Raw genomic sequence first — 21,361 nt, 5'->3', positions numbered from 1 at the left:
AAAACGTAAAATTCCCATCAAGCACTTGAATCATGTGTTTGATGGGGATTTTGGAGTTTCTGGTGAATAATTCAGGATAGTATTCTAACTATTAAAATTAGCAAAACCAGCATGCCTCCGCCAGCCAGCAGTTCCGCCCGCTATGGGGAACACCTCCAGCCTGGGGAGCGATCTTCCGGTTCGCTTGAAAGCCTGGCAAAATTCGCCAGTCTTCCAAGTCGTCCCACCCAGTAACCTGGCCAAACACGCCAGCTAACTGGGTCGACACAGCTGGCTGCACTGCCGGCTGACTCCGGCGAGGGCGGCACTTATCAGCAACGCTGTGTTAACCCCATTTCACCAGTAAAATCAGGTGACCACTATGGGTTAAACGAATGGTTGACTAGCAGCCACTCTAGTAGCCGAGAGTCCGTCAAATATGGGTTCAGCCGTGGGAGTTACCTTAGCAGCGGTCTTGGCTGGTGAGGTAACTGGCGTCTTTGAGACGTGGTCTTTCGGCTCAAAGGCGAGGTGTCGAGACCGTACTCTGGCTCGACCCGTCCGCCCACCGCGTTCCGACCCATATTTGACGGATGGTAGGCGACCAGCTCAATCCATGCAACTATACAGAACTAACTTCATCGCGCCAATATTACTAGTTGATTAGCATAAGGCTTACTCACTTCCGCTCAAACAGCCAGTAGGTCACGCTGACGCCTTCAAAGACTTGGGTGTGCTGGCCGACTGGCACGTAATTGCGGTACAGCACCTTGGCCAGCTTGCTAGTCCCTGGATTCAGGTTGCCGCTGGTGATACGGCCGCTACCGCCTTGCCACTGCCGGACTGATTTGCCAGCCGGCGTGTTGAGGACGACCCATTCGACCTTGTGCTGGCGGATCTGGTCGACCTGAGAGCGCAAGATCTGGGGCGCCGCGCTCTGCGAGATATTGTAATTCTGGAAGTAGTAACTGGTTGGTACCGCGCCAGACGCCGTGTAGAAGCCCATGTCGATCGACCCGTAATTGAGCAGCGTCAAGGGCTGACCACTTGCGCGCATGTAATTACCGAAGTCGACTTGCGCTGGCTGTTGCGGCCGGCTGGTATTTTCCTCCGTAATCGACGCGTTGTTGGGAAAGACTTTTGAATTCGTCACGTTATTGTTGACGCCAAGCACTAAGAACCAGCTGATGACCAACGCCGCCAACACGACGAAGCTGTCATCCCCCTTGGGCACCGGTAAGTGCTGGCACAAGCAGCGGCAGCCAATGATGAAGGGTAAGACGAAGCCCGCAAAATAAATCAATTCATAATACTGGTACACCGACCCCGCCTGGTACCCGTACAACGCCAGCATGTCGCTACCCAGCATCGCCAGCAGGTACAAGCCCCGGGTGAAGTTGTGCTGGAAAATGCCGGGCCAAAACGTCACGACCAACGTGCCCACGACGCCCAGCAAGAAGAACAGGACGTTACTCAGGTAGAACTGAGAAACCAGCGCCATTGACTGAATCAGGTTGGCAAAGAAGGCCACCGAGGATGTCAGGTAAACCTTGGTGTTGAACAGAATGTAGACGTTGATAAACGCACCCAAACTCTTGGTGGCCAGAAAATACAGCAACCACGGCACTGTCGTTACCGCAAAGCCCAGTGCACTCCAACCGACCAATTGTCCCAGCGCGCGCCACTGACGTTTAGCCAGCCGATAGCCGGCCATGACCAGGTAGAACACGATCCAGGCGCCCAGCAACGTGTATTTCGACAGGAACACGACACCGACCAGCGCGCCTTGGGCCACGTACCACCAGTGACTGACGGCCAAGTGCCGCCGGTCCAGCAAGACGATCAGATAAATCAGCGACAACAGCAACGGCAATGTGAAAAACTCCACCGTATCGCCGTAATCATAGTACGGGTGGTACAGGAACAACGCCGGCGACAACAGCCCCGTCACCAGTGCCGGCAGCTCCCGCGCATTGAACACCTTGGCGATTTGGTACACCAGAAACATGGCCGCCACCAACGTCGCAATTTCGTAAATAAAAATCAACGTGAAGCTCCGCGGACTCAAGAGGTAGGCCAACCCATGCAGGAAGTACACGTACGGCCCCTTTTGCTCAAAAATATCTTTATACGGGACAATGCCGTGCATCATGGCCTTGCCGACCGTGAAGAAGGCGTTGTTATCCGGTGACGTGTCAAAATAAAAGGCGGGGGAGGTGTACGAGCAGAAGGTCATGATGAAGGCCCCGACAATCGCAAAGAGTCCCAGGACTTGCAGATAACGTCGATGTAGCAGTGATTTCATTCGTTCCAAAATGGTTGCCCCTCCCCATTAGTTCGCTTAACAATCAATCTGTCCCCATAAGAAAAGACGCGGTCACCCGCGCCCTTTCACGAATTCAGTTACTTGACCAACTTGACCGAAAGATCAAAGGACTTGTAACCCTTATCCTTGATCCGAATCAAGAAGGACTTTTCACCCTTAGCTAACTTCTTAGCTTGCTTCTTGGTCAACCGAATATCAAATCTGCCAGACTTCTTAACCGTGAACTTCTTGACTAACTTCCCCTTCTTGGTCAAAACGGAAACGCGTTCGCCCTTACGACCCTTTTCCAGGTAAATCGTCCGGCTGTACTTGCGATAGCTCTTACGAACCTTGGCCCGCTTGGACTTGGCCAAGACTTTATCCTTAGCTGGCTTTTGTGGTTTTTGTGGCTTTTGCGTTGAACTAGATGAGCTAGCTGCGCTGGATGAACTGCTGCTGGCAACGGATTCGCTGCTACTAATGGCACTCGTTTCGCCACCGGTCATATCGATATCGCCCGTGCTTGAGATGTTAGCCGCACTGGCAGAATCAGTCCCGGCACCAGAATCGCTATCACTACCGCTGTCGTTGGTCGGGGCGACAACACCACTGGCCACATCACTACTGCCGGCACTGCCGCTCGCTGCATCCGCGCTACTCCCATCAGCGTTAGCAGTGGTGGCAATTGCGCCAGCAAAGGTCAAAGTTGCAATTAAGCCTAAAGCATACCCAAAGATTTTTTTCATAAAAAATCCTCCCCGAAAATGAAATGTTTTCATCGAACTACCCCTAGCTCGATTACTCATCTGCATCATAGGTCCTGCCATTACCCAGGTCAAGCACCGCATTTTCATCAATTGGCGAGAAAATGAAAGTGTGCCTGTAAATGGCGTCAGGCCTTAAGTTCACGGGATTCGTTGTCCCACTTGCACTTGTCTAATCGGGTTAGTCACTAACTGCCTTACCCGGTTTCATTTCCGTCGCTGAAAACTTTTTTCACTTTGATTGTCTGGCTAACTAAGTCGGTCGCCACCGTGGCGTTTTTCTTGCAAACGAAAACGAAACGTTGTGCATGCCAGTGCCTGCGGCTGCCAGGGATTCCGCCTGCTATGGGGGACACCTCCAACCTAGGGAGCGGGCTTCCGGTTCGCTTCAAAGCCTCGCTAAACCCGCGAGTCTTCGAAGTCGCCCCACGCTGTAGGCTGAGAAAGAACCTCAGCCAACACCGTCGACACAGCTGGCTACATCCCTGGCCTCCTCCGGCGGATAGTGTCTTAGCCAATTTCCGGACTAACACCACGACTGACTTAGAGTCAGCGACTAGGCCGCAATGGTTAGCAGAAGCTACTGACCACTTACACCATAGCCGTGAACGACGCGTCAGACACGACTGTGGTTAGCCATTCACAAGCAGTTGACCTGACAACCGCCAAGCTGACAAGTCACACGAGTCAACGACATAGAGGATGGCACCAGCTATAGAAGATGAACACCTTCAACCTAAGGAACGAACTTCCAGTTTACTTCAAAGATTACATAAGGTTGCTGACAGACCAAGCTGCCATTTTAAAAATCATTCAGACATATGAATAGCCAGCAAAGCAGGCAACTGTCCCCACTTTACTGGCTATTTTATACGGTATCTTAGAATTCAACTTTTAAAAACGTTTAATCTCTGACTTTCTTAGCATCCTGGCGTCTTCGGCGGGTAGTGTCTTAGCCAATTTCCAGACTAACACCACGGCCGACTTAGAGTCAGCGACTAGGCCGCAATGGTTAACAGAAGTTGCCAACCACTCACACCGTAGCCGAGAGCGGCGCACCAGCTACCACAACCTCGTCAGCAATCTACAGTCGAAGCGTCTAACCGAAGAAGCCACCGCGGATTTGGTAAGTCCGGCGTAACCAGAACATCAGGGCGATGGAAACCACGCCGAGGATGATGCTTGGCCATGGCATCAGGACTGGGTTGATGACGCCTGGCAGCATTTGGGCTGCGTAGAACAGGATCATCCAGACCAGGAACCCGAGCAGGACAAACAAGGCCCGAATCCAGCCGTTGTATTTGTGCTTGATCTTTGGGTCGAACAGGCGTGGCATGATCGGCAGGATAAACCCGGCGACGACCGCACTGATCGTGATGGCCGTGATCCCAACGGGTTGGCTGCTGGTCATCAGCTTCGGACTGAAGAGGTACATGATCCCAAACATCAAGTTGAAGATCATAAAGAACGTCAGCGCGTTGTAGATCATGTTGGGCCAGTAGTTGGGGCCACCGATGACAGGGGCGTCGGTCACGGGTCCTTCGACCACGTACTTGACGCGGGCGTCAACGTCGCCATACAAGTTCTTGGCCGTCTTCCCACTCTTTTGACCGTCAACCAATTCGTCGACCATATCTTGGACGGCCTTGGCCTTCTTTTCTGGCGTCAACTTGGTCTTGTCGAGCGCCTTGTTAAAGCGGAACATGTAGTCCGCGTTACGTTTGGTCAGCCCGACATTGTCGAAGGCTGCCCGTTCACTGGAAGCCACGTTATTGCGGTCCTGGTGAACACCCGCATTTCGCGGCGTTTGCTTGTTATCACTCATTTATCGTTGTTTCCCTTCTAAACGTTGAATCGGAATTCGACGATGTCGCCGTCTTCCATCACGTAGTCTTTCCCTTCGACTCGCAGCTTGCCGGCTTCCTTCACGGCGGCTTCGGTCTGGTATTGGTCTAAATCATCAAAGGCCATGACTTCGGCACGGATAAACCCACGTTCGAAGTCGGAGTGGATGATACCGGCCGCTTGTGGCGCCTTGGTGCCGGTCTTAAACGTCCAGGCACGGGTTTCCTTACCCCCGGCCGTGAAGAACGTTTGTAAGCCTAACAAATGGTATGAGGCCCGAATCAACCGGTTCAAACCAGGTTCCTCGACACCTTCAGCCTCCAAGAAGTCTTGCTTTTCGTCATCGTCCAATTGGGCAATTTCTTCTTCGGCTTCAGCGGCCACGGCAATGGCTTCGGCGCCTTCCTTGGCGGCGTAGTCCTTGATGACGCCAAAGTACTTGGAGTCTTCAGGGTCAGCCATGTCGTCTTCGGCAATGTTGGCTACGTACAAGACGGGCTTCGAGGTCAGGAGGAACAGGCCCTTCACGATCTTCATTTCGTCTTCGTCAAAGGCAATCGTCCGCACGGCACCACCGGCTTCAAGGACGGGCTTGATCTTTTCCAAGACGGCCAGTTCTGCCTTGGCTTCCTTGTCGCTCCCCTTGGCAGCGCGTTCGACCTTGGCCAGGCGCTTGTCAACGGCGGCTAAGTCGGACAGACCGAGTTCCAAATTGATGGTTTCGATATCATCGATGGGGTCGATCTTCCCAGAAACGTGGGTGATGTTGTCGTCGTCAAAGGCCCGAACAACGTGCACGATGGCGTCGACCTGGCGAATGTTTTCCAGGAATTGGTTCCCGAGACCTTCACCCTTGCTGGCACCCTTCACGATTCCGGCGATATCGGTAAATTCAAACGTCGTCGGCACCACTTTTTTGGCGGGAATTAATTCTTGGATCCGGTCCAAACGGCTATCTGGGACTTCGACCATGCCGACGTTCGGGTCGATCGTGGCAAATGGGTAGTTGGCCATTTCGGCCCCCGCCTTCGTAATCGCGTTAAATAACGTGGACTTCCCAACGTTTGGCAGTCCAACGATCCCTGCAGTTAATGACATAACAATTATTCACTCTTTCCATTATTGGCGTCGGCCTTGACCAGCACCTTTTTTAGCTTCTTCTCAAATTCGCGGCGTGATAGCATGACCACGTGACCGCAATTGGTACACTTAATCTTAATATCTGCGCCCATCCGGGTAATTTCCCAGCGGTTGGTGCCGCACGGGTGGGGCTTTTTCATTTCGACCAAATCACCTAAATCATACATGGCGTTCCCTCCAATGTTGGCTAATCCAAGTGGATGTCTAACAGGTCTAAAATGCGGTTCAAATCATCGTTGGACAGGTACTCGATCTCGATGTGTCCTTGGTGATCCTTGTTGGCCGCTTCGTTGATGGAGACTTGCGTGCCGAAACGTTCCTGGAGTTGGTTCTCCGTGGAACGTAAGAATGGCGACTTCTTCTTGGCCGGCTTCTTCGCCAATTTCTTAGCGGCGCCGTTGAGCTTATTGACCTCGGCTTCGACGGTCCGCACCGTCATCCCCTCGGCCACAGCCTTCTTGGCCAATGCCACCAACTTGGTCTTGTCCTTTAAGGACAGCAACGTCCGCGCTTGGCCCATGGACAGCTCGTTGTGTTGCAGCATATCCTTGACCGCCTTAGGCAAGCCGAGCAAACGCAGGTAGTTGGCGATGTACGGCCGACTCTTGCCCAACCGTTCGGAGACCTGGGCCTGCGTCAAGGTGAGCTTGGTCATCAAGGTATCGTAGGCTTCGGCTTCTTCCAACGGCGTCAGGTCTTCGCGTTGCAAGTTCTCCAACACGGCGATCTCCATCATTTGTTCCTCGGTCACATCGCGAATGATGCCAGGAATCGTGGTCTTACCGGCTAATTTGGACGCCCGGAAGCGCCGTTCACCAGCTAAGATCTCGTAGCGTTCCAACGTCTTGTCGGGTTGGCGCACGATGATGGGTTGGAAGACCCCGGTCTTTTCGATGGAAGCGGCCAAATCATCCAGCCCCTTCTTGTCAAATTTCTGCCGTGGCTGATACGGGTTGGGCCGAATGTCAGCCAGCGTCAGATCAACGACGGTTTCTTCGGCGGTATCCACGCCATTTTCCGCAAACAGCGCGTCAATTCCCCGTCCTAAACTTTTCTCTTTCTTACTTGCCATGGGCAGCTAGCACTTCCTTTGCGAGTTCAGAGTAAACTTCGGCGCCTTTAGACTTCGGCGCGTAATCAATGATCGGCATCCCGTGACTCGGCGCCTCCGCCAACTGCACGTTACGCGGAATAATTGTGGCATAAACCTTGTTTTGGAAATACTTTTTGACTTCTTCATTGACCTGCTTACCCAGATTGGTCCGGGCATCGTACAGTGTCAGGAGGACCCCTTCGATCTTCAGGTCGCGGTTAAAGTGCTTTTGAACCAACTTGACCGTATTCAACAGCTGCGTCAACCCTTCCAGCGCGTAGTATTCACTCTGCACGGGAATCAGGATCGAGTCCGCTGCGGTAAACGCGTTGATCGTCAGCAGTCCTAACGACGGCGGGCAATCGATCAAAATGTAATCGTACTGGTCGCGAACCTCATCCAAGGCCGCCTTCAGCCGGGTCTCGCGGGCCATCATCGGGGTCAGCTCGATTTCGGCCCCAGAAAGCTGGATGGTAGCCGGAACGATGTCTAACCCGGGGTGTTCGGTGTGTAAAATGGCGTCTTGAATGGGAATCTCGTTGACCAAAACGTCATAGATCTCACGTTCAATGGTCGCCTTTTGGACCCCGACGCCACTAGTCGCGTTGCCTTGGGCATCGGTGTCCACCAGTAAGACGTGCTTGCCATCAGTGGCTAATGCGGCGCCCAAATTCACGCCGGTCGTGGTTTTACCCACGCCACCCTTCTGATTGGCTAATGCAATAATGTAACCCATATGTCGTTTCACCTCTAGCTTTCTTTGGGAATATCAATAATAATGCGGTAACCGTCCGCGGTTTCTTCTTCTTTGGTGGTGAGCGTCATACCAGCATCGCTGACCATCTTCACCGACTTGCGAATGGTGTTGACGGCCACGCGGGTGTCGCCCGTGACACTGTGCTTGGTCACCTTGCGCCGGCGCTTCTTAGGGTGCTGGTGCTTGGCAATCAAGGCTTCAGTCTCCTTGACCGTGAGCTTGTCGGCCAGCACGGTCTGGAGCACGGCGGCCTGCTGGTCATCGGCCAACGCCAATAGCGCACGCCCGTGCCGTTCCGAAATCTCACGGTTCAAAATGGCCTGTCGCACGGGTTCGGTCAGCTTCAAGAGCCGCAGCTTGTTGGCCACGAACCCCTGACTCTTGCCGATGCCTTCCGCCAATTGGGCCTGGGTCATGTGATTCAAGTCCATCAGTTTCTGGTAGGCGTGGGCTTCTTCCACGGCCGACAATTCCTCCCGCTGGAGGTTTTCAATCAGCGCCATGGAGGCCGTTTCGTCGTCATCCATCTTTTCCAAAATGGCTGGGACCGTGTCCCATTTGAGACTGGAAACGGCACGGAACCGCCGCTCACCAGCAATGATCTCATAATGATCGGCCTCGTACTCGCGCAACACGATTGGTTGCAGTAAGCCGTGCTCTTGAATGGTCTGCGCCAGTTCGGCGATGGCCGTCTGGTCAAATCGTTGCCGTGGCTGGAACCGGTTCGGAATGATCTGGGCGACCGGAATCATCACCACGTTTTGTTTCACGGGATGGGCCGGATGCGTGGCCTTCTCCCGGTTATTTCCAAATAATGAAAATGGCAATTATCTTACCCCCATCCCATTAATCTTCTAACGGTTCCCGGTTGGGTGTCCCGGCCTTCCGCGGATAACGCTTGGGTGTGTGCTTGACCTTGTCAATGACCACGATGTGCCGCGGATCATTGGACTGTGGCAGGTTGAAGGCGTAATCGGCGTTCACCTGACCACCCAGCGTCGTGATTGCCGTTTGGCTGACTGCCAGCTCATTTTTCGTTTGGGCCGCTTTCAAGGCGACAAATTGGCCACCGACCTTGACCAGTGGCAAGCACAGTTCGCTCAAGACGGACATCCGGGCTACTGCGCGGGCCGTGACCAAATCAAAACCCTCGCGGTAATCCGCGCGCTTGTTGCCGAATTCCTCAGCCCGGGCGTGATGAAAGGCCACGCCGGTCAGGTTCAGCTTGGCTGCCAGTTCATTCAAGAACGTGATCCGCTTATTCAGGGAATCCACGATGGTCACCTGTAACTGCGGGAAGACAATCTTCAGCGGTAACGACGGGAAGCCGGCACCGGCACCCACGTCACACAACGTGAGCGGTTCCGTCTTCATTTCCGGCACGTAAAAAGCGGGGGTCAACGAGTCGTAAAAATGCTTCAGGTAGACTTCGGGCTCCGCCGTAATGGTCGTTAAATTCACGTGTTCGTTCGTTGCCACCAAGAACTGATAGTAGTCAGCAAACTGTTGTTGCTGTGTTGCATTTAATTCGATACCTTGCGCCGACAGCGCGGCACGAAATTCTTCAGGATTCATTCAATTTCTCCCTGTTCAGTTCTTCTGTGAAACACAATTGTTTCACGTTTGAGTATACTTTACCTTACTTACGGGCGAAACGCAACCGAACCGACACGGCCGATTGCCCTTTGTCCTAGCGTCGTTTCCTATTATACCGAAAATCGCCGTCACATGAAACGTCTATTGGGAAACATTCCGGGATTGTTCCGAGGCGGCAACGTTAGTGTTGTGCTGGCCGCCTACCGTCCGCCAAATATGGGCCGTGACGCTGTGGGCGGACGGGTCGAGCCAAAGAGCGGTCTCGACACCTCGCCTTTGAGCCGAAGGTCACGTCTCAAAGACGCCAGTTACCTCACCAGCAAAGACCGCTGCTAAGGTAACTCCCACGGCTGAGCCCATATTTGGCGGACTCTCGGCTACGATAGTGATTGCCCGCAACAATCGGTTCAGCTTCCCAACATTATTTCCCGCTAATTGCAGACACTGTACTACCACTGACAAATAGTCTTCTATCGCTATCCCTCCGGCTGACTTCTAATTCTCCAGACAGCAAAACAGGCACAGTCTCGTCGAAATCACGAAGGCTGTACCTGTTGTCTCTTAAATTAATGGTAATCCTTTACCCATGCGTCGCTGCGGGTTCAGCCGTGGGCGGTGCTTGGCGAAGCCGGTGTTGCCGACCGTGATGGTGTCGATGACCGGCTGGCCCAGGAGTAGCGGGTGGTTGGTCACGCTGGCCATCCCCCGTTGGATCGTGATCACGTTATAGCTGGTTGCGTCGTGGACCTCGTGGCGGTGCGGGTCTTGGCAGTCGATATACGTCGAGGCCGACGCTACCGTCGTGACTGGAATCGTCGTGTCTACCAGGTAGCTGGCGCCAAAGTGGAGATGCCCCGTGAAGATGCCCCCGATATTGTGGCCGTGCAGAATGGCCAGTAGCTCGCGATTATTTTGCAATAAGGCGTAGCGCATCCCCCGTAAGGCCGGCGCATCCAAGGGGTGATGGAGAAACAGAAAGGCCCGCCGTCGTGGCGCTAGATGGAGATTTTTATTCAACCAGTCCAGCTGTTTACGGTCCAACCAGCCGGCCTCCTTGTGTGCCTCCCATTTGGAATCCAGAAAGTAGAAATCCATGTTCTGGTAGACCTGCTTGTAGGCATAGTACGGCTGATGCGGCTCCTCTAAGTAGCCCACATTGAAGGCCTCGCGGTTATCCTGATCGCCCAAGATCACCTGGATAGGCGCTTGTAAGCGGACCGACTGCTGCTGTAGGTATTCTCGCAGCTGTGCGTAATCCTGGCTCGTCCCGTCCGTGAGCAGATCCCCGCTGATCACGATCAGGTCCGGCGCAATCTGCCGCTCTGAGATGTCATCAAAAATATGCTGTAGCTTGGCGGCTGGCGGGAGCTGCTGATTGTACTGCGGTGCCCGCCCTGCCGATAATTGTGGATCAGATAAATGAACGATTGTGAATTTATTCATACCCCCGTGGCCCCCATCAAAAAAGAAAGTCGCAACCACCGGGACACCACCCGGTAACAGTCCCCGACTATCACTAAGTTAGGTCTAGCATACCGAATTGATGTAAAGTTTTGGTGTCGTCCGTGTCAACATCTTGTAAAATTTCTGCCACTGGTGAGCAAGCACTGGTAGCTCGCCGCTGGGCAAAAAAAGACCACGACATACCCACAGCTGCCGTGGCATTTTTACTCAGTCAATCGTCAAGAATCCTTGGGTTTACGGACAAAGAACAGCATCGGCAGCCACGTGACAACCAGCAAAATTAAGGTATCCCACTCCATGACAGACATCTGATCATCCTCTTTCCCTGATTTTCTTTAGCATAACAGAGCGATGTAATGATTCTGTATGGAAAGACCACCTGTTTGTGTAAAGTTTCATTTAGTCGCGGAGCCACCCCAAATAAAAAGAGACCCCCGACTGGCTAGCGTCGAGTGTCTCTTCAGTTAGATTAACTAGTTCTTAATGGCACGAACTTCTTCAAGGAACCACTTGTTGAAGGCTTCAGCGTCGATATCCGTAGATACCTTGGCGTTGGTCTTGCCATCGTGGTAAGCCCCGCGGATGTCGCCGACCGTTTCCCCAATTGCTGGGCCATCGGTCACAACGTCGATCCACATGTCTTCCGTCTTGATAGCTTCTGGGTGCAAGAGGTAAAAGATGGTGTTCACATCATGCATGGCAATCCCCTTGTCGCTGTTGTCACCGTCGTTAACGATGATGTCATGCAGCATCTTCCCAGTTTCGCTGATCTTTGGCAGTTCTTCAATGCTTTCGTGAGTCAGCAAGGCCTTCATGGTGATATCCAAACCAACCATGACGATCGGAATCCCTGACTTGTAAACGATAGCAGCTGCATCTGGGTCGGTGAAGACGTTAAATTCAGCGGCACTGGTCATGTTCCCTTTGCCCAAGGCACCACCCATGGCAACGATCCGGTCGATGTGGCTCTTAACTTCTGGGTATTCAGAGAAGAGCAACGCGATGTTGGTGTATGAACCGGTTGGGACCAAGGTGATTGGGTCTGGACTCGCCATGATTTCGTCATGTAAGGCTTCAACGGCCGTCTTGTGTAATGGCGTTGGTAAGTCCGTTGGGAATTCGTAGCCAGGCATACCGGAAGCCCCGTGAATCCGGGCAGCGTCTTCAAAGTCCTTGAACAATGGTTGTTCAGCACCCGCAGCAACTGGGATGTCTTGGTTGAAGAAACGCACGATCTTCAAAGCGTTGATGGTGGTCTTGTCAACCGTTACGTTACCAGCAACCGTCGTGATCAACTTCAAGTCGATCTTCGGGTCGTTGATGGCCATGGTCAAAGCAGCTGCATCGTCAATACCGGGGTCGGTATCCATAAGAATTTTAATCGTCATAATAAATATCCTCCTAAATGAATTCGTTTTCGTTTAGCTGCGGGACGGACCCGCCGCCAGTGAAACTCTTTGTGACATTTTGCTAGAGCATCGCACTGAAAATGAGGTCTAGCAAGAATAACACGCCTAACAAGTAGACTGGCCAGGAAAGTTCTTTGCCCTTTCCCAAAGCCAATTTCATAACCGGGTAGCACACGAAACCAAAGGCTAACCCAGTGGAGATACTGTTGGTGAATGGAATCAGCACGATGATCAAGAAGGCTGGGAACCATTCAGAGAAGTCGGCCATCTTAATCCCGCCGATGGCAGCCATCATCAAGGCGCCGGTGATGATAATCACGGGTGCAATGGCTGCGGACGGCACGTAGGCCAACAGTGGCACGAAGACCAGGGACAGCGCGAACAGGACGGCGGCAGTCAATGCCATGATCCCGGTCCGGCCCCCACTTTCGATCCCTGAAGCACTTTCGGCGGCAGCCACCGTGGGACTAGTGCCCAGAAAACTGGACAGGAAGGTCGTCACGGAGCTACCCTCGAACGTCTTCTTAAACTTCTTGTGGTTGGGCAATAACCCCTGCAGCAGCCCCATGGATTCGAAGACCAGAATCATGGTCATCGAGAAGGCCGCGAGGATAAAGGGTGTGCTCAGCCAGTGACTGAAGTCGTTTTGGAAGACGATTTTGTGGTACTGCCCTAACCGCGCCAAATCAACGGTTGGGGTGTCAGCATCCTTCACACCAAGGAAGAAGGCCAGCAGGCTGGTGGCGATAATGGCGATGAAGAAGTTGCCTTTGATCTTGCGAATGTACAAGATCAGGCTGAGGACTAAGCCAAACAGGGCCAGTAACGGCGTAGGTTTGGTCAAATCCCCCAACACAATCAGAGACGACTTCCCGGCCACGATCAGGCCCGCCTTTTCCAAGCCGATTTCGACCAGGAAGAGCCCAATGCCGGCGGTAATCCCACTCTTCAACGAATCCGGTATGGCTTCGGAGAGAATCGTGGAAATCTTGGTGAAGGCAATTAACATATAAATGAAACTGGCGACCGCAGCGATCCCTAAAGCTTCTTGCCAACTCAATCCCATGTTCACAACGATCGTGTACGTGAAGAAGGCGTTGACCCCCATCCCTGGGGTGAGAATGACTGGCGCGTTGGCCCACAGGCCCATGATCAGACACCCAATCACCGACGAGAAGATGGTGGCAAAGACGCTGAGGTCGGTCGGAATTCCCGCATCCTTTAAGATCAGCGGGTTAACAATGATGATGTACGAGATGGCGAAAAAGCCAGTCACACCAGCAATCAGTTCGTTGCGGACGACATCCTTATGCCGCAGGGCCTCGCGTAATGTTAAGTTATTGGCGATATCTACCTGCGATTGTTGCTTACTCATAAAAATCCCTATCTTTCGGTACGTCAGTTCGCGACATACAGACTTCCCGGGCTTTGCAACCGGATGGTCTCACGCACCCGGCTGGGTTTCACTCTCATTTCAGAGAGGTCGGCACCCGTTTCGGACTGGCCAGGTTGAATCCCGTCAGTCGTAAGTGACACAGATAGCCCAGGAACAGAAGGCCCCTGGGCTATTGCGTCAGCCCCATACGCAATGAGGCGTTATTTTTTTACCAAACGAACAGACCAACAATTCCGGCTGATAGCAAGGAAACCAGGATCCCGGAAAGTAACATGTAACCAACGTTCTTAGAGATAAGTTCGTTGTTTTCACGGTCAACGATCCCCTTGAAACAACCGATAATCATCCCAGTAGTTGAGAAGTTAGCGAATGAAGTCAAGAAGACAGTCAAGATGGCCCGGTAATGGTCAGAGAAGGCACCCGTGTTAATGGTTGAAGAAATCTTACCCATAACAACGAATTCGTTCGTAACTAACTTAGTCCCCATGTATTGGGCGAATTGGAAGGCGTCTGATACGTTCAGACCCATCAGCCATGCAAATGGGAACATGATGATCCCTAAGATGTGTTCCAGAGATAACCATGGGTTGAATAAACCAAGCAACTTGTCGATCAAGGCAGCTAAGGCAACGAAAGCGATAACGTTAGCGGCAATGATCAAGATCAGACGACCGGCACCCAAGATAGAGTCACCCAAGAAGGAGAAGAAGGCTTCTTTCTTGCCATCGTCTTCGATGTCGCCTTCTTCAGCGGCAGCTGAGCTAGAACCACCGATTTTGGCGATGGTATCTTCTTCAGGGGCCACTTCAACAGGGTTCAACATGTTGGTAACGATGATGGCGTTCAAGATGTTGATTGGAACGGCCGTCAAAACAAATTGACCTGGAACCATTTGGGTATATGCACCCAGAATGGAGGCAGTGATACATGACATGGACATCATGGCAAGGGTCAAGTTACGTTCCTTACGCATGCTCTTTAATTGTAATTGAGAAACGGCTAAGGCTTCAGTGTTCCCTAAGAACATCATTTCAACAGAGAAGAAAGATTCGAACTTAGGTTGGCCAGTAATGAAGGAAAGGCCACGCCCAACCCACTTGATGATCCAAGGCAATACCCCGATGTAAGTCAGGATATCAAACATTGGCACAACTAATAAGATTGGCAGCAATGAACTCGTAACGAAGTTCATTGACTTGGCAGTCCCACCGAATTCTGGGGTAACCCAGTTAGGTAAGGCGAAGACAATCCCTTGGTAGGCCACTTGGACTAACCAGTTGAACCCATCGGCAGCACCCTTAACGATGTCTTGCCCGATGGAGAAACTCGTGAAGAACCAAGCCAAAACCAAGTTAAGCACTAAAACGATCCCGGTTGACTTCCAGTTGATCTTTTTCTTGTTCTTGGAGAACAAGAAGGCGATTGCGAGGTAAACGATTACCCCTAAAATATTGACTGCGACTAGCATTGGTCAAAATACCTCTTTCCGATATTATTCTTTGATGTATGGTCATTTACCATACAAAAGTTGACACGATGTGGCTGCAGAAATTATGTAACGCACGATAAAACGCATAACTTCTGTTACGAACGAACGATAACCCCGTCGCAACAGTTGGATTTCAGTTAGGTACCATTAAATGGTGAAATTAACGGTGAATAATATCTGATACGTGTGATGCCTAACTGACCTTTGCAACCCAACCGTTGTGCAGCAGGTCTTGGTACCTCCTCACCTCCCTTCAAGGTTCGTGCGATTTGATTTTTTATTGCGTAATCTCATTTAAAAAACTATGTCCGGCAGTATGACTCGCCAAACCGAAATTCTCTAAGACAGTGGCGCCGACATCTGCCAGCGTCCGGCGAATGCCTAACGCGTGAACGCTCGGCCGCGACGGTGAGTACGCCAATAATGGTAAATACTCACGCGTGGGCGTGGTGTCGCTGGCCGGATCATCGGCATGGGTCGCCGTAATCAGCAACAAGTCGTTGGCCTCCAAGTCGTGTTGGAACTGCGCTAGATACTTGTCAGCGGCCATCAGCGCCTCGCCAAAGGCTTTTGCGTCTTGCTGTTCACCCGCGAACCGGAAGTCCGGTAACATCGCGTAGGTGAGTCCTGACGCCTTTTGGTTCAACTGTTCAAAGAGCACGCGAAACGCATCTTGGTTGCTGCCAACCTGATGACGGTGCGCCACGCTTTGCGTTTGTAGGTAGCTTTGAAATGGGCCGGCCAACGTCACGGCGTACCCAGCTGCGGGCAACGTCGCGAAGACGGTCTGCGTGCTGTTGGCACCGGGATAATCCCACATCTCGCGGAGTCCCGTTGCCCGGCGGTTCCCCTGGGCTTGCACATGCAAGCGGCCAAAGAAGCCAACCGGATGTTCAACGGGCGCAATTCCCACGAGCGGGTGGTCAACCCGAATGTTTCCGAGTCCCAACCGTTGTAATGTTGGGAGGTTTAGTTTATCCGTCCAACTAACCGCCACATGGCCTAGCGTATCAGCGCCAACCGATTGAAAGCGGTTTGCGTCCGGGGCTTCTCCCAGTCCCAAGCCGGCAAAATCAATCACGAAAATGCGATGAAAGGCCACCATTTCTCACTCCTTAGGTCAACCCTTGGTCAGAAAACCCACCAAGGATTTTTTCGGTCTAGTAATAATATACCTTTTCCCAAGCGCCCTGTAAATGGTCGATTTAAGAAAATCGTATAAAGCCTATTTCCGAACATTATGACCCCGAATCATTAACGGGAACCGGTCTGTTCGGGGGCTAACCGAACGACCCGCATTTTTTGCTAAAAGGATTTACCTTTAACATTTTCCCTAGTTTTCAAAGAACAAAAAGAAGCCAGGCCGCCCGCCTCTATGTCGGGGGCACGCCGATATTACCAAGTAATACCAGTATAACTAAAACCGTAAAGTCTGAGGTACCCGAACTTACTCCCTTTCAGGGTATAAAAAACGGGCTTCAAGTTGGGTGTTAACAAATCACTTGAAGTCCGCTAACTCTCGGAAAGGAGGTTGCGATTACTACTAAATTTCCGTTTCGTAATCATTGTAATTCTTAATCGCCTCATAACTAGAAATTCTCGTCGAGCGGCCGCAGCCAATCAAATCAATTTTGGATTAGTTTCTGGCTGCCGTTTCAACGTCTTACCAGTGGAACTTAATTCCCTCATTACTAACACAAGACACGCTGTAACGATTCTTCTTGAAATCCTCGCATGACCCTTGCTGCCGTAACATTCGAGCTCTAGCTGTTACCTGGAACTGTTTACACGTCTTTAAACATTTACGCTTAACTTACAAGCATTAAGTCTGAAACACTATTCAATTTTCAGTGAAACTTCTGTGAAACTAAAACCTGGATCTGCCAGAGTTCGTTAGAAGGTTTATCGGAGTTGTCATCTATCTTTCAGTATCTCGGAGCTACTTCTTAAAACCTGACTTACGTCAAAACGGAAATCGGTTTCTTGAAACATGATACGTGGTACTTAAAGCATCTAGAACATCACAACTCTTAATTCCTTTCCGCAACATTATAGTATCATAGCCTGTAAGCGTTTGCAACAAAAACACGCTATTTTTTTGTTAATTTTCGCACAAAGAGGATTAAAAAAATACCGTCAGCCGCAGCCAACAGTATTTCCGCAACGTATGAATCAATTCCCGGCAAAATCCATGGGTTCTTGTTTGGAGGAAAAGTTTCACAGAATGAGCTTAGCAAATTGATTCCAAATTAAAAGTGGTTCTAGATCGTGCGGAGCTCTTCTCAACGCACACTTTAGTTATACCGCGAAATGCCCCACATTGCACACTTTTTGAATCGCAATTTTGTTTGGCTGTGGATTAAGGCCGACGCTACTTGATCCAAGCTGGCTTGTCACCGTCCGTGTTGGGCTTGTTGACGCCTAGGGACTCGCGGATGGCCTTGGTTGGGGCCGCCACTAATTTGGCAACCAACGCTGCGATACTCTTGCGAGAAACCTCGGTGCCCTTGAAGGGTTCGCCCTTCTGGGTCGTCTCGTAAGCCACTTCATTCTTATTGGAGAGCCAAGCTGGCCGGACAATCGTGTAATCCAAATCAGAAGCCTCGATGACCTTGGCCGCTGCCGCATAGGTCTGCAGGTAACCGCCGTCGAGCATCTGATGATTCCACTTACCAAAGGCCCCTGGCACTTCGTCATAAATGCCCAGCGTGGAGATCCAGATCAGGCGTTTCAACCCGCTGGCGTCCATAGCTGCGACGACTGCCTTGGCCTCGTCTTCGATATTGCTGCCGGCTAGGTTGGCGTACACGACGTCGATACCTGCCATGGCCGCGGTCAGGTCGGCTTCCGTCGCCGCGTCACCGTCAACCACCTTGACCCGGTCATTGGCCGCATCCGCTAGTCGCTGACTGTTGCGGAGAAACAAGGTCAACCGGTTGTTCTGATCAGCCAGCAATTGAATCGTGGCCAGCTTGGCAATCTTACCGTTAGCACCTAAAACTAATACATTCGTCATCTAATAGAACCCCTTTTCTTTTTCGTCTACGGTTATACTGTAATACTCGTAGTTACATTTAGCAAGTCAAAGGGGTTGGATTTTTTCTGGTCGCCTCCCGTTACGTGAAACTCTAGGCTGGAACGCTGGGGGAGGACGCCCTGAGCCTGAGAACCGGTCTCAGGACTTGCTTTGAGCCGAAGACCACGTCTCAAAGTCACCAATTTAGTAGCCAAAACCGCTACTAAATTCCCCGGCTGAGCCTAGATTTCGCTTCGCACCCGGCTAAGATTGATGTTCCACCACAACATACCGTTGTATCAACAAGTAGTTGTCGTCGCCAAACTATTTGCTTAGGCAATCATATTCCCGTAAACACCATTGAACGGCGGCGAGAGGCAGGGCTCAGTCAGCATACTCAGCGACGGACCACTGTAGCCGTGAGTTCGCTAAATATGAGCTCAGCCGTGGGAGTTTCCTTAGTGGTGGTCTTGGCCGCTTAGGAAACTGGCATCTTGGAGACGCGGTTCATCGGCTCCAAGTGAGGGCCAAGACCGCCTCTCAGGCTCGGCCCGGTCCGCCCACAGCGTTCCAGCTCATATTTAGCGAACGGTAAGGCGGCCAGCCCCAACCAAACCCCATCTGAGACCGAAAAAAAGACCATGGCCCAATGCCATAGTCTCGTTGGTTACGCTAATTGTTGCTAGTCGACAGATGCCTAGATCAGCATCAAGGTTACGCCTTTGATGGGCGTCAAGCTGTCGCCTAGGTCGCCGAAGACCAGTTCTTTTTTGAAAACTGGTTGGTCTAATTCAGTTAAGTTCGTGTTCTTAATGGTCAGATGATAACGGCCATGCCGATCGCGCTTTAATTCATAGTTCACGAATTCTTGTTCAGGGGCGTAGTCAGCGAAACGAACGGCGTAAACGCCAAGCTGATGAGAAATAACCAGCCGAATTCCGTTTTCATCTCTAAAGATATGCAAAATGTGTTCACTCCTATATTGATTAGAACTTCAGCTGCCGCAAGGATGGAAAACAAAAAGGAAGAGTCGCTACCGCGTCCCCTCCCTCGATATCGTCATTCGCTCAATCAAAGATTTTGGAAACCCGCCGCGACTTATTTCGACAATCACGGTCGTTAAACCAATGATCAACCGCCATGCGCACAGTGATGTTAGCCTGGCCAAACCACGTCCAGTTTGGTATCACCAGATAATAATTCCTCTATGTATCCTGATTGTACCATACTTGCCTCAAAAAGATTAGTTTCCGCCGAAATAACCTGGTGGCGGCTAGCGTGATCACTCTTGCGAGACGCATGGCCGTGATGGCGGGGTCAGACGCTGGGGTGTTTTCGATAAATAATCTAATAATCACCACGAATTTCGGTTAACCCCTTGCCAGTGATGGGCTAAAAATGCTTCAATAATTAATAACAACGTCGTTTAATCATTGTTGGATAATTCCAATAATAGGCATATGGAGGCACTGGAATGGCAAATACTAAAAATAGTCAGGCTGCTAAAATTCGGCAGCAAATTATCGCGTGGCTGCAAGATGACCAACAAGCAGAGGTGGTGTCCGCAGAAAAGTTTCCCGGATTACGCGGCATTCGTGCCGTGAAGTTGCGGCAAATGTTGGGCGACCTCGGTTACAAATCTTCCGTCGTGATGGGTGCCATCTCGGCCGCACCATCCGTGGATGAACGGATCAAGAAGGCCGCCGTCAAGCCGCGTGAAGTTTATTATTATTTCGATGCTGGGGAGACCGACACCACCCCAGCCCAGTCGACGGCGCCTGCATCGACTGCCGCCGCGGCCAGTGCACCCGCGACTTCACGGTTCACACAACCAGCTCAGGGACTGGCCAGTACCCCGGCATTTGCTCAGGTAATCGCCACTAACCAGCACTTGAGCAACGCCATCGACGACCTGTTGGCAGCCGCCCAACAACAGCGGCCACTCAGCGACTTAGAACTGAACTTTCTGACCAACTTTGCGGCTCAGGTGGCCAAGCAAGGCGAACTATTGCAAAACTTTGCCACGCAATCCAAGATCGATCAATTACGCCGTGGTTAGTTAAGCTACTAATCGTTGCCTAAGGGAATTCCCCAGTATTTGCGCAAATCCGGCCATTTTGTCGGAAAGTTCTTGACTTTTAGTCATCCAACCATTACTCTGTTATAAATTACTTTTATGGGGGACGACGCCAATGACTTTACATGAAGACAATCGCGTATTTTGTGAAAAGACGGAACTATTTTCCGACGCTTTCTACGGCACGATTACCAAGATCTACGAACATTCCGCACTGGTGAAGGTCGAACCTGACCAACTCTCCAAGAAGGAAACCGACAAAATTGACTCTTTCGGCGACCTGGTCGTGATTCGGATGAGCGAATTGCAACTGGTCGACGCAGCGGGCAAGCCACTTAAGGAACCTGCTGAAGAATTAGAGGCAGCTGAATAGCACACGAAGACCGGGCGTTGTTGCCGGTCTTTTTTGTTTGGCCTAGGATACCATGTGATCAGCCCCGCGCCAAGTCTTTTCGTTTTAACCCACAAACTACCCAGTGACTCATTGTCTAATCGACTAGTGGGATTTACACCGCACAAAAAGGAATGGGCCGCTAAACACACCCACTCCTCTTGGTGATTACTTCAAAATCTCAGCCAACTGCCGCATCAAGACAGGCAAGTCAGCCGACAAGGATTCGTTCACGTGTTCCTCAATCTTCCGGCCCCGCGCCGTAACTTGGAACACGTGATACCGCCGATCAGTCGGTAATGTCTCGTCTTGAATATACCCGCCATTTAATAATCGGCTAATTTGAATCGACACCATCGACTGGCCAACATTTAGCCGGCGGGACAACTCACTGGTGCTGACCTTTTCCGTTACCAATTCATGTAAAATTCGATATTGTTCAAACGTGAGGGCATCCCCGCTACTCGGTCGCTTGATGAACGGTCGTAACAGCGAGTTCAATTGATGAATTCGCTGAACGTCCTCAGCTAATTTATGCGCTTCGATCATGACTCTCTTCCTCCTCGTGACTGTCAGTGACTTATGCCCCACTGACAAGTCCTAACATAGTCCTCATTCGAAATAATTCGTTAGTGGCCAA

Annotated in this window: 19 protein-coding genes; 2 read left to right on the top strand and 17 right to left on the bottom strand. The window is 51.5% G+C overall.

Annotated elements, in window-relative coordinates; translation table 11 throughout:
* Window positions 1-658: 658 nt before the first annotated feature.
* From NGM66_RS11655 to NGM66_RS11580, 16 genes are all read right to left on the bottom strand, one after another.
* Window positions 659-2,284 carry a glycosyltransferase family protein gene (locus tag NGM66_RS11655; RefSeq protein ID WP_208910980.1) on the bottom strand — a complete coding sequence of 542 codons (1,626 nt, stop codon included), beginning with the start codon at window positions 2,282-2,284 and terminating at the stop codon, window positions 659-661.
* A gap of 98 nt (window positions 2,285-2,382) precedes the next feature.
* Entirely contained in the window at window positions 2,383-3,030 is a 648-nt protein-coding gene (locus NGM66_RS11650; RefSeq protein ID WP_208907994.1) for a hypothetical protein, read from the bottom strand.
* A gap of 1,117 nt (window positions 3,031-4,147) precedes the next feature.
* Entirely contained in the window at window positions 4,148-4,873 is a 726-nt protein-coding gene (locus NGM66_RS11645; RefSeq protein ID WP_208907992.1) for a DUF1129 domain-containing protein, read from the bottom strand.
* 17 nt (window positions 4,874-4,890) lie between these two features.
* Window positions 4,891-5,991, bottom strand: coding sequence for a redox-regulated ATPase YchF (gene ychF / locus NGM66_RS11640; protein WP_208907990.1), 1,101 nt, complete (start codon window positions 5,989-5,991; stop codon window positions 4,891-4,893).
* Window positions 5,992-5,996: 5 nt separating this feature from the next.
* The gene (locus tag NGM66_RS11635) at window positions 5,997-6,200 is read right to left on the bottom strand and encodes a DUF951 domain-containing protein (protein WP_011668841.1); all 204 of its coding nucleotides are present in this window, start codon (window positions 6,198-6,200) and stop codon (window positions 5,997-5,999) included.
* 20 nt (window positions 6,201-6,220) lie between these two features.
* Window positions 6,221-7,105, bottom strand: coding sequence for a ParB/RepB/Spo0J family partition protein (locus tag NGM66_RS11630; protein ID WP_208907988.1), 885 nt, complete (start codon window positions 7,103-7,105; stop codon window positions 6,221-6,223).
* Window positions 7,095-7,862, bottom strand: a complete 768-nt coding sequence (locus NGM66_RS11625; RefSeq protein WP_208907986.1) for a ParA family protein — start codon at window positions 7,860-7,862, stop codon at window positions 7,095-7,097. The genes NGM66_RS11630 and NGM66_RS11625 overlap by 11 nt, the downstream gene beginning before the upstream one ends.
* 14 nt (window positions 7,863-7,876) lie before the next feature.
* Complete coding sequence (noc, locus tag NGM66_RS11620; protein WP_208907978.1) at window positions 7,877-8,710, bottom strand: nucleoid occlusion protein; 834 nt, start codon at window positions 8,708-8,710, stop codon at window positions 7,877-7,879.
* Between the two features lie 19 nt (window positions 8,711-8,729).
* On the bottom strand, window positions 8,730-9,458 hold the full coding sequence (gene rsmG / locus NGM66_RS11615) for a 16S rRNA (guanine(527)-N(7))-methyltransferase RsmG (RefSeq protein WP_208907976.1): 729 nt from the start codon (window positions 9,456-9,458) through the stop codon (window positions 8,730-8,732).
* A gap of 582 nt (window positions 9,459-10,040) precedes the next feature.
* Complete coding sequence (locus tag NGM66_RS11610; RefSeq protein ID WP_208907974.1) at window positions 10,041-10,922, bottom strand: metallophosphoesterase family protein; 882 nt, start codon at window positions 10,920-10,922, stop codon at window positions 10,041-10,043.
* 494 nt (window positions 10,923-11,416) lie between these two features.
* On the bottom strand, window positions 11,417-12,331 hold the full coding sequence (gene rihC / locus NGM66_RS11605; protein ID WP_208907972.1) for a ribonucleoside hydrolase RihC: 915 nt from the start codon (window positions 12,329-12,331) through the stop codon (window positions 11,417-11,419).
* Between the two features lie 82 nt (window positions 12,332-12,413).
* Window positions 12,414-13,727 (bottom strand): NCS2 family permease, encoded by a 1,314-nt coding sequence (locus NGM66_RS11600; RefSeq protein WP_208907970.1) that lies wholly within the window; start codon window positions 13,725-13,727, stop codon window positions 12,414-12,416.
* 229 nt (window positions 13,728-13,956) lie between these two features.
* Window positions 13,957-15,216 (bottom strand): NupC/NupG family nucleoside CNT transporter, encoded by a 1,260-nt coding sequence (locus NGM66_RS11595; protein WP_208907968.1) that lies wholly within the window; start codon window positions 15,214-15,216, stop codon window positions 13,957-13,959.
* A 298-nt stretch (window positions 15,217-15,514) separates the two neighbouring features.
* The gene (locus tag NGM66_RS11590; protein ID WP_258115705.1) at window positions 15,515-16,342 is read right to left on the bottom strand and encodes an alkaline phosphatase family protein; all 828 of its coding nucleotides are present in this window, start codon (window positions 16,340-16,342) and stop codon (window positions 15,515-15,517) included.
* Between the two features lie 1,266 nt (window positions 16,343-17,608).
* Window positions 17,609-18,253 carry an SDR family oxidoreductase gene (locus tag NGM66_RS11585; RefSeq protein WP_258115704.1) on the bottom strand — a complete coding sequence of 215 codons (645 nt, stop codon included), beginning with the start codon at window positions 18,251-18,253 and terminating at the stop codon, window positions 17,609-17,611.
* Between the two features lie 697 nt (window positions 18,254-18,950).
* A complete protein-coding gene (locus NGM66_RS11580; RefSeq protein WP_208907958.1) occupies window positions 18,951-19,217 on the bottom strand; it encodes a hypothetical protein in 267 nt (88 codons plus the stop codon).
* 510 nt (window positions 19,218-19,727) lie between these two features.
* On the opposite strand from NGM66_RS11580, the gene NGM66_RS11575 reads away from it, so the two are divergent.
* Window positions 19,728-20,312, top strand: a complete 585-nt coding sequence (locus NGM66_RS11575) for a hypothetical protein (RefSeq protein WP_258115703.1) — start codon at window positions 19,728-19,730, stop codon at window positions 20,310-20,312.
* A gap of 133 nt (window positions 20,313-20,445) precedes the next feature.
* Window positions 20,446-20,703, top strand: coding sequence for a hypothetical protein (locus NGM66_RS11570; RefSeq protein ID WP_208907954.1), 258 nt, complete (start codon window positions 20,446-20,448; stop codon window positions 20,701-20,703).
* A gap of 186 nt (window positions 20,704-20,889) precedes the next feature.
* Here the strand turns inward: NGM66_RS11570 and NGM66_RS11565 are convergent, their stop codons facing one another.
* On the bottom strand, window positions 20,890-21,270 hold the full coding sequence (locus NGM66_RS11565) for a MarR family winged helix-turn-helix transcriptional regulator (RefSeq protein WP_208907952.1): 381 nt from the start codon (window positions 21,268-21,270) through the stop codon (window positions 20,890-20,892).
* Between the last annotated feature and the right edge of the window lie 91 nt (window positions 21,271-21,361).

The sequence above is a fragment of the Levilactobacillus yiduensis genome (genome assembly GCF_024718525.1).
GTDB classification, from domain to species: domain Bacteria; phylum Bacillota; class Bacilli; order Lactobacillales; family Lactobacillaceae; genus Levilactobacillus; species Levilactobacillus yiduensis.
This window is presented reverse-complemented; position numbering and strand designations above follow the sequence as displayed.

Coding starts and splice junctions, on each gene's coding strand:
- NGM66_RS11655 (WP_208910980.1), bottom strand. CDS start 2,284: ATGAAATCACTGCTACATCGACGTTATCTGCAAGTCCTGGGACTCTTT.
- NGM66_RS11650 (WP_208907994.1), bottom strand. CDS start 3,030: ATGAAAAAAATCTTTGGGTATGCTTTAGGCTTAATTGCAACTTTGACC.
- NGM66_RS11645 (WP_208907992.1), bottom strand. CDS start 4,873: ATGAGTGATAACAAGCAAACGCCGCGAAATGCGGGTGTTCACCAGGAC.
- ychF (WP_208907990.1), bottom strand. CDS start 5,991: ATGTCATTAACTGCAGGGATCGTTGGACTGCCAAACGTTGGGAAGTCC.
- NGM66_RS11635 (WP_011668841.1), bottom strand. CDS start 6,200: ATGTATGATTTAGGTGATTTGGTCGAAATGAAAAAGCCCCACCCGTGC.
- NGM66_RS11630 (WP_208907988.1), bottom strand. CDS start 7,105: ATGGCAAGTAAGAAAGAGAAAAGTTTAGGACGGGGAATTGACGCGCTG.
- NGM66_RS11625 (WP_208907986.1), bottom strand. CDS start 7,862: ATGGGTTACATTATTGCATTAGCCAATCAGAAGGGTGGCGTGGGTAAA.
- rsmG (WP_208907976.1), bottom strand. CDS start 9,458: ATGAATCCTGAAGAATTTCGTGCCGCGCTGTCGGCGCAAGGTATCGAA.
- NGM66_RS11610 (WP_208907974.1), bottom strand. CDS start 10,922: ATGAATAAATTCACAATCGTTCATTTATCTGATCCACAATTATCGGCA.
- rihC (WP_208907972.1), bottom strand. CDS start 12,331: ATGACGATTAAAATTCTTATGGATACCGACCCCGGTATTGACGATGCA.
- NGM66_RS11600 (WP_208907970.1), bottom strand. CDS start 13,727: ATGAGTAAGCAACAATCGCAGGTAGATATCGCCAATAACTTAACATTA.
- NGM66_RS11595 (WP_208907968.1), bottom strand. CDS start 15,216: ATGCTAGTCGCAGTCAATATTTTAGGGGTAATCGTTTACCTCGCAATC.
- NGM66_RS11590 (WP_258115705.1), bottom strand. CDS start 16,342: ATGGTGGCCTTTCATCGCATTTTCGTGATTGATTTTGCCGGCTTGGGA.
- NGM66_RS11585 (WP_258115704.1), bottom strand. CDS start 18,253: ATGACGAATGTATTAGTTTTAGGTGCTAACGGTAAGATTGCCAAGCTG.
- NGM66_RS11575 (WP_258115703.1), top strand. CDS start 19,728: ATGGCAAATACTAAAAATAGTCAGGCTGCTAAAATTCGGCAGCAAATT.
- NGM66_RS11570 (WP_208907954.1), top strand. CDS start 20,446: ATGACTTTACATGAAGACAATCGCGTATTTTGTGAAAAGACGGAACTA.
- NGM66_RS11565 (WP_208907952.1), bottom strand. CDS start 21,270: ATGATCGAAGCGCATAAATTAGCTGAGGACGTTCAGCGAATTCATCAA.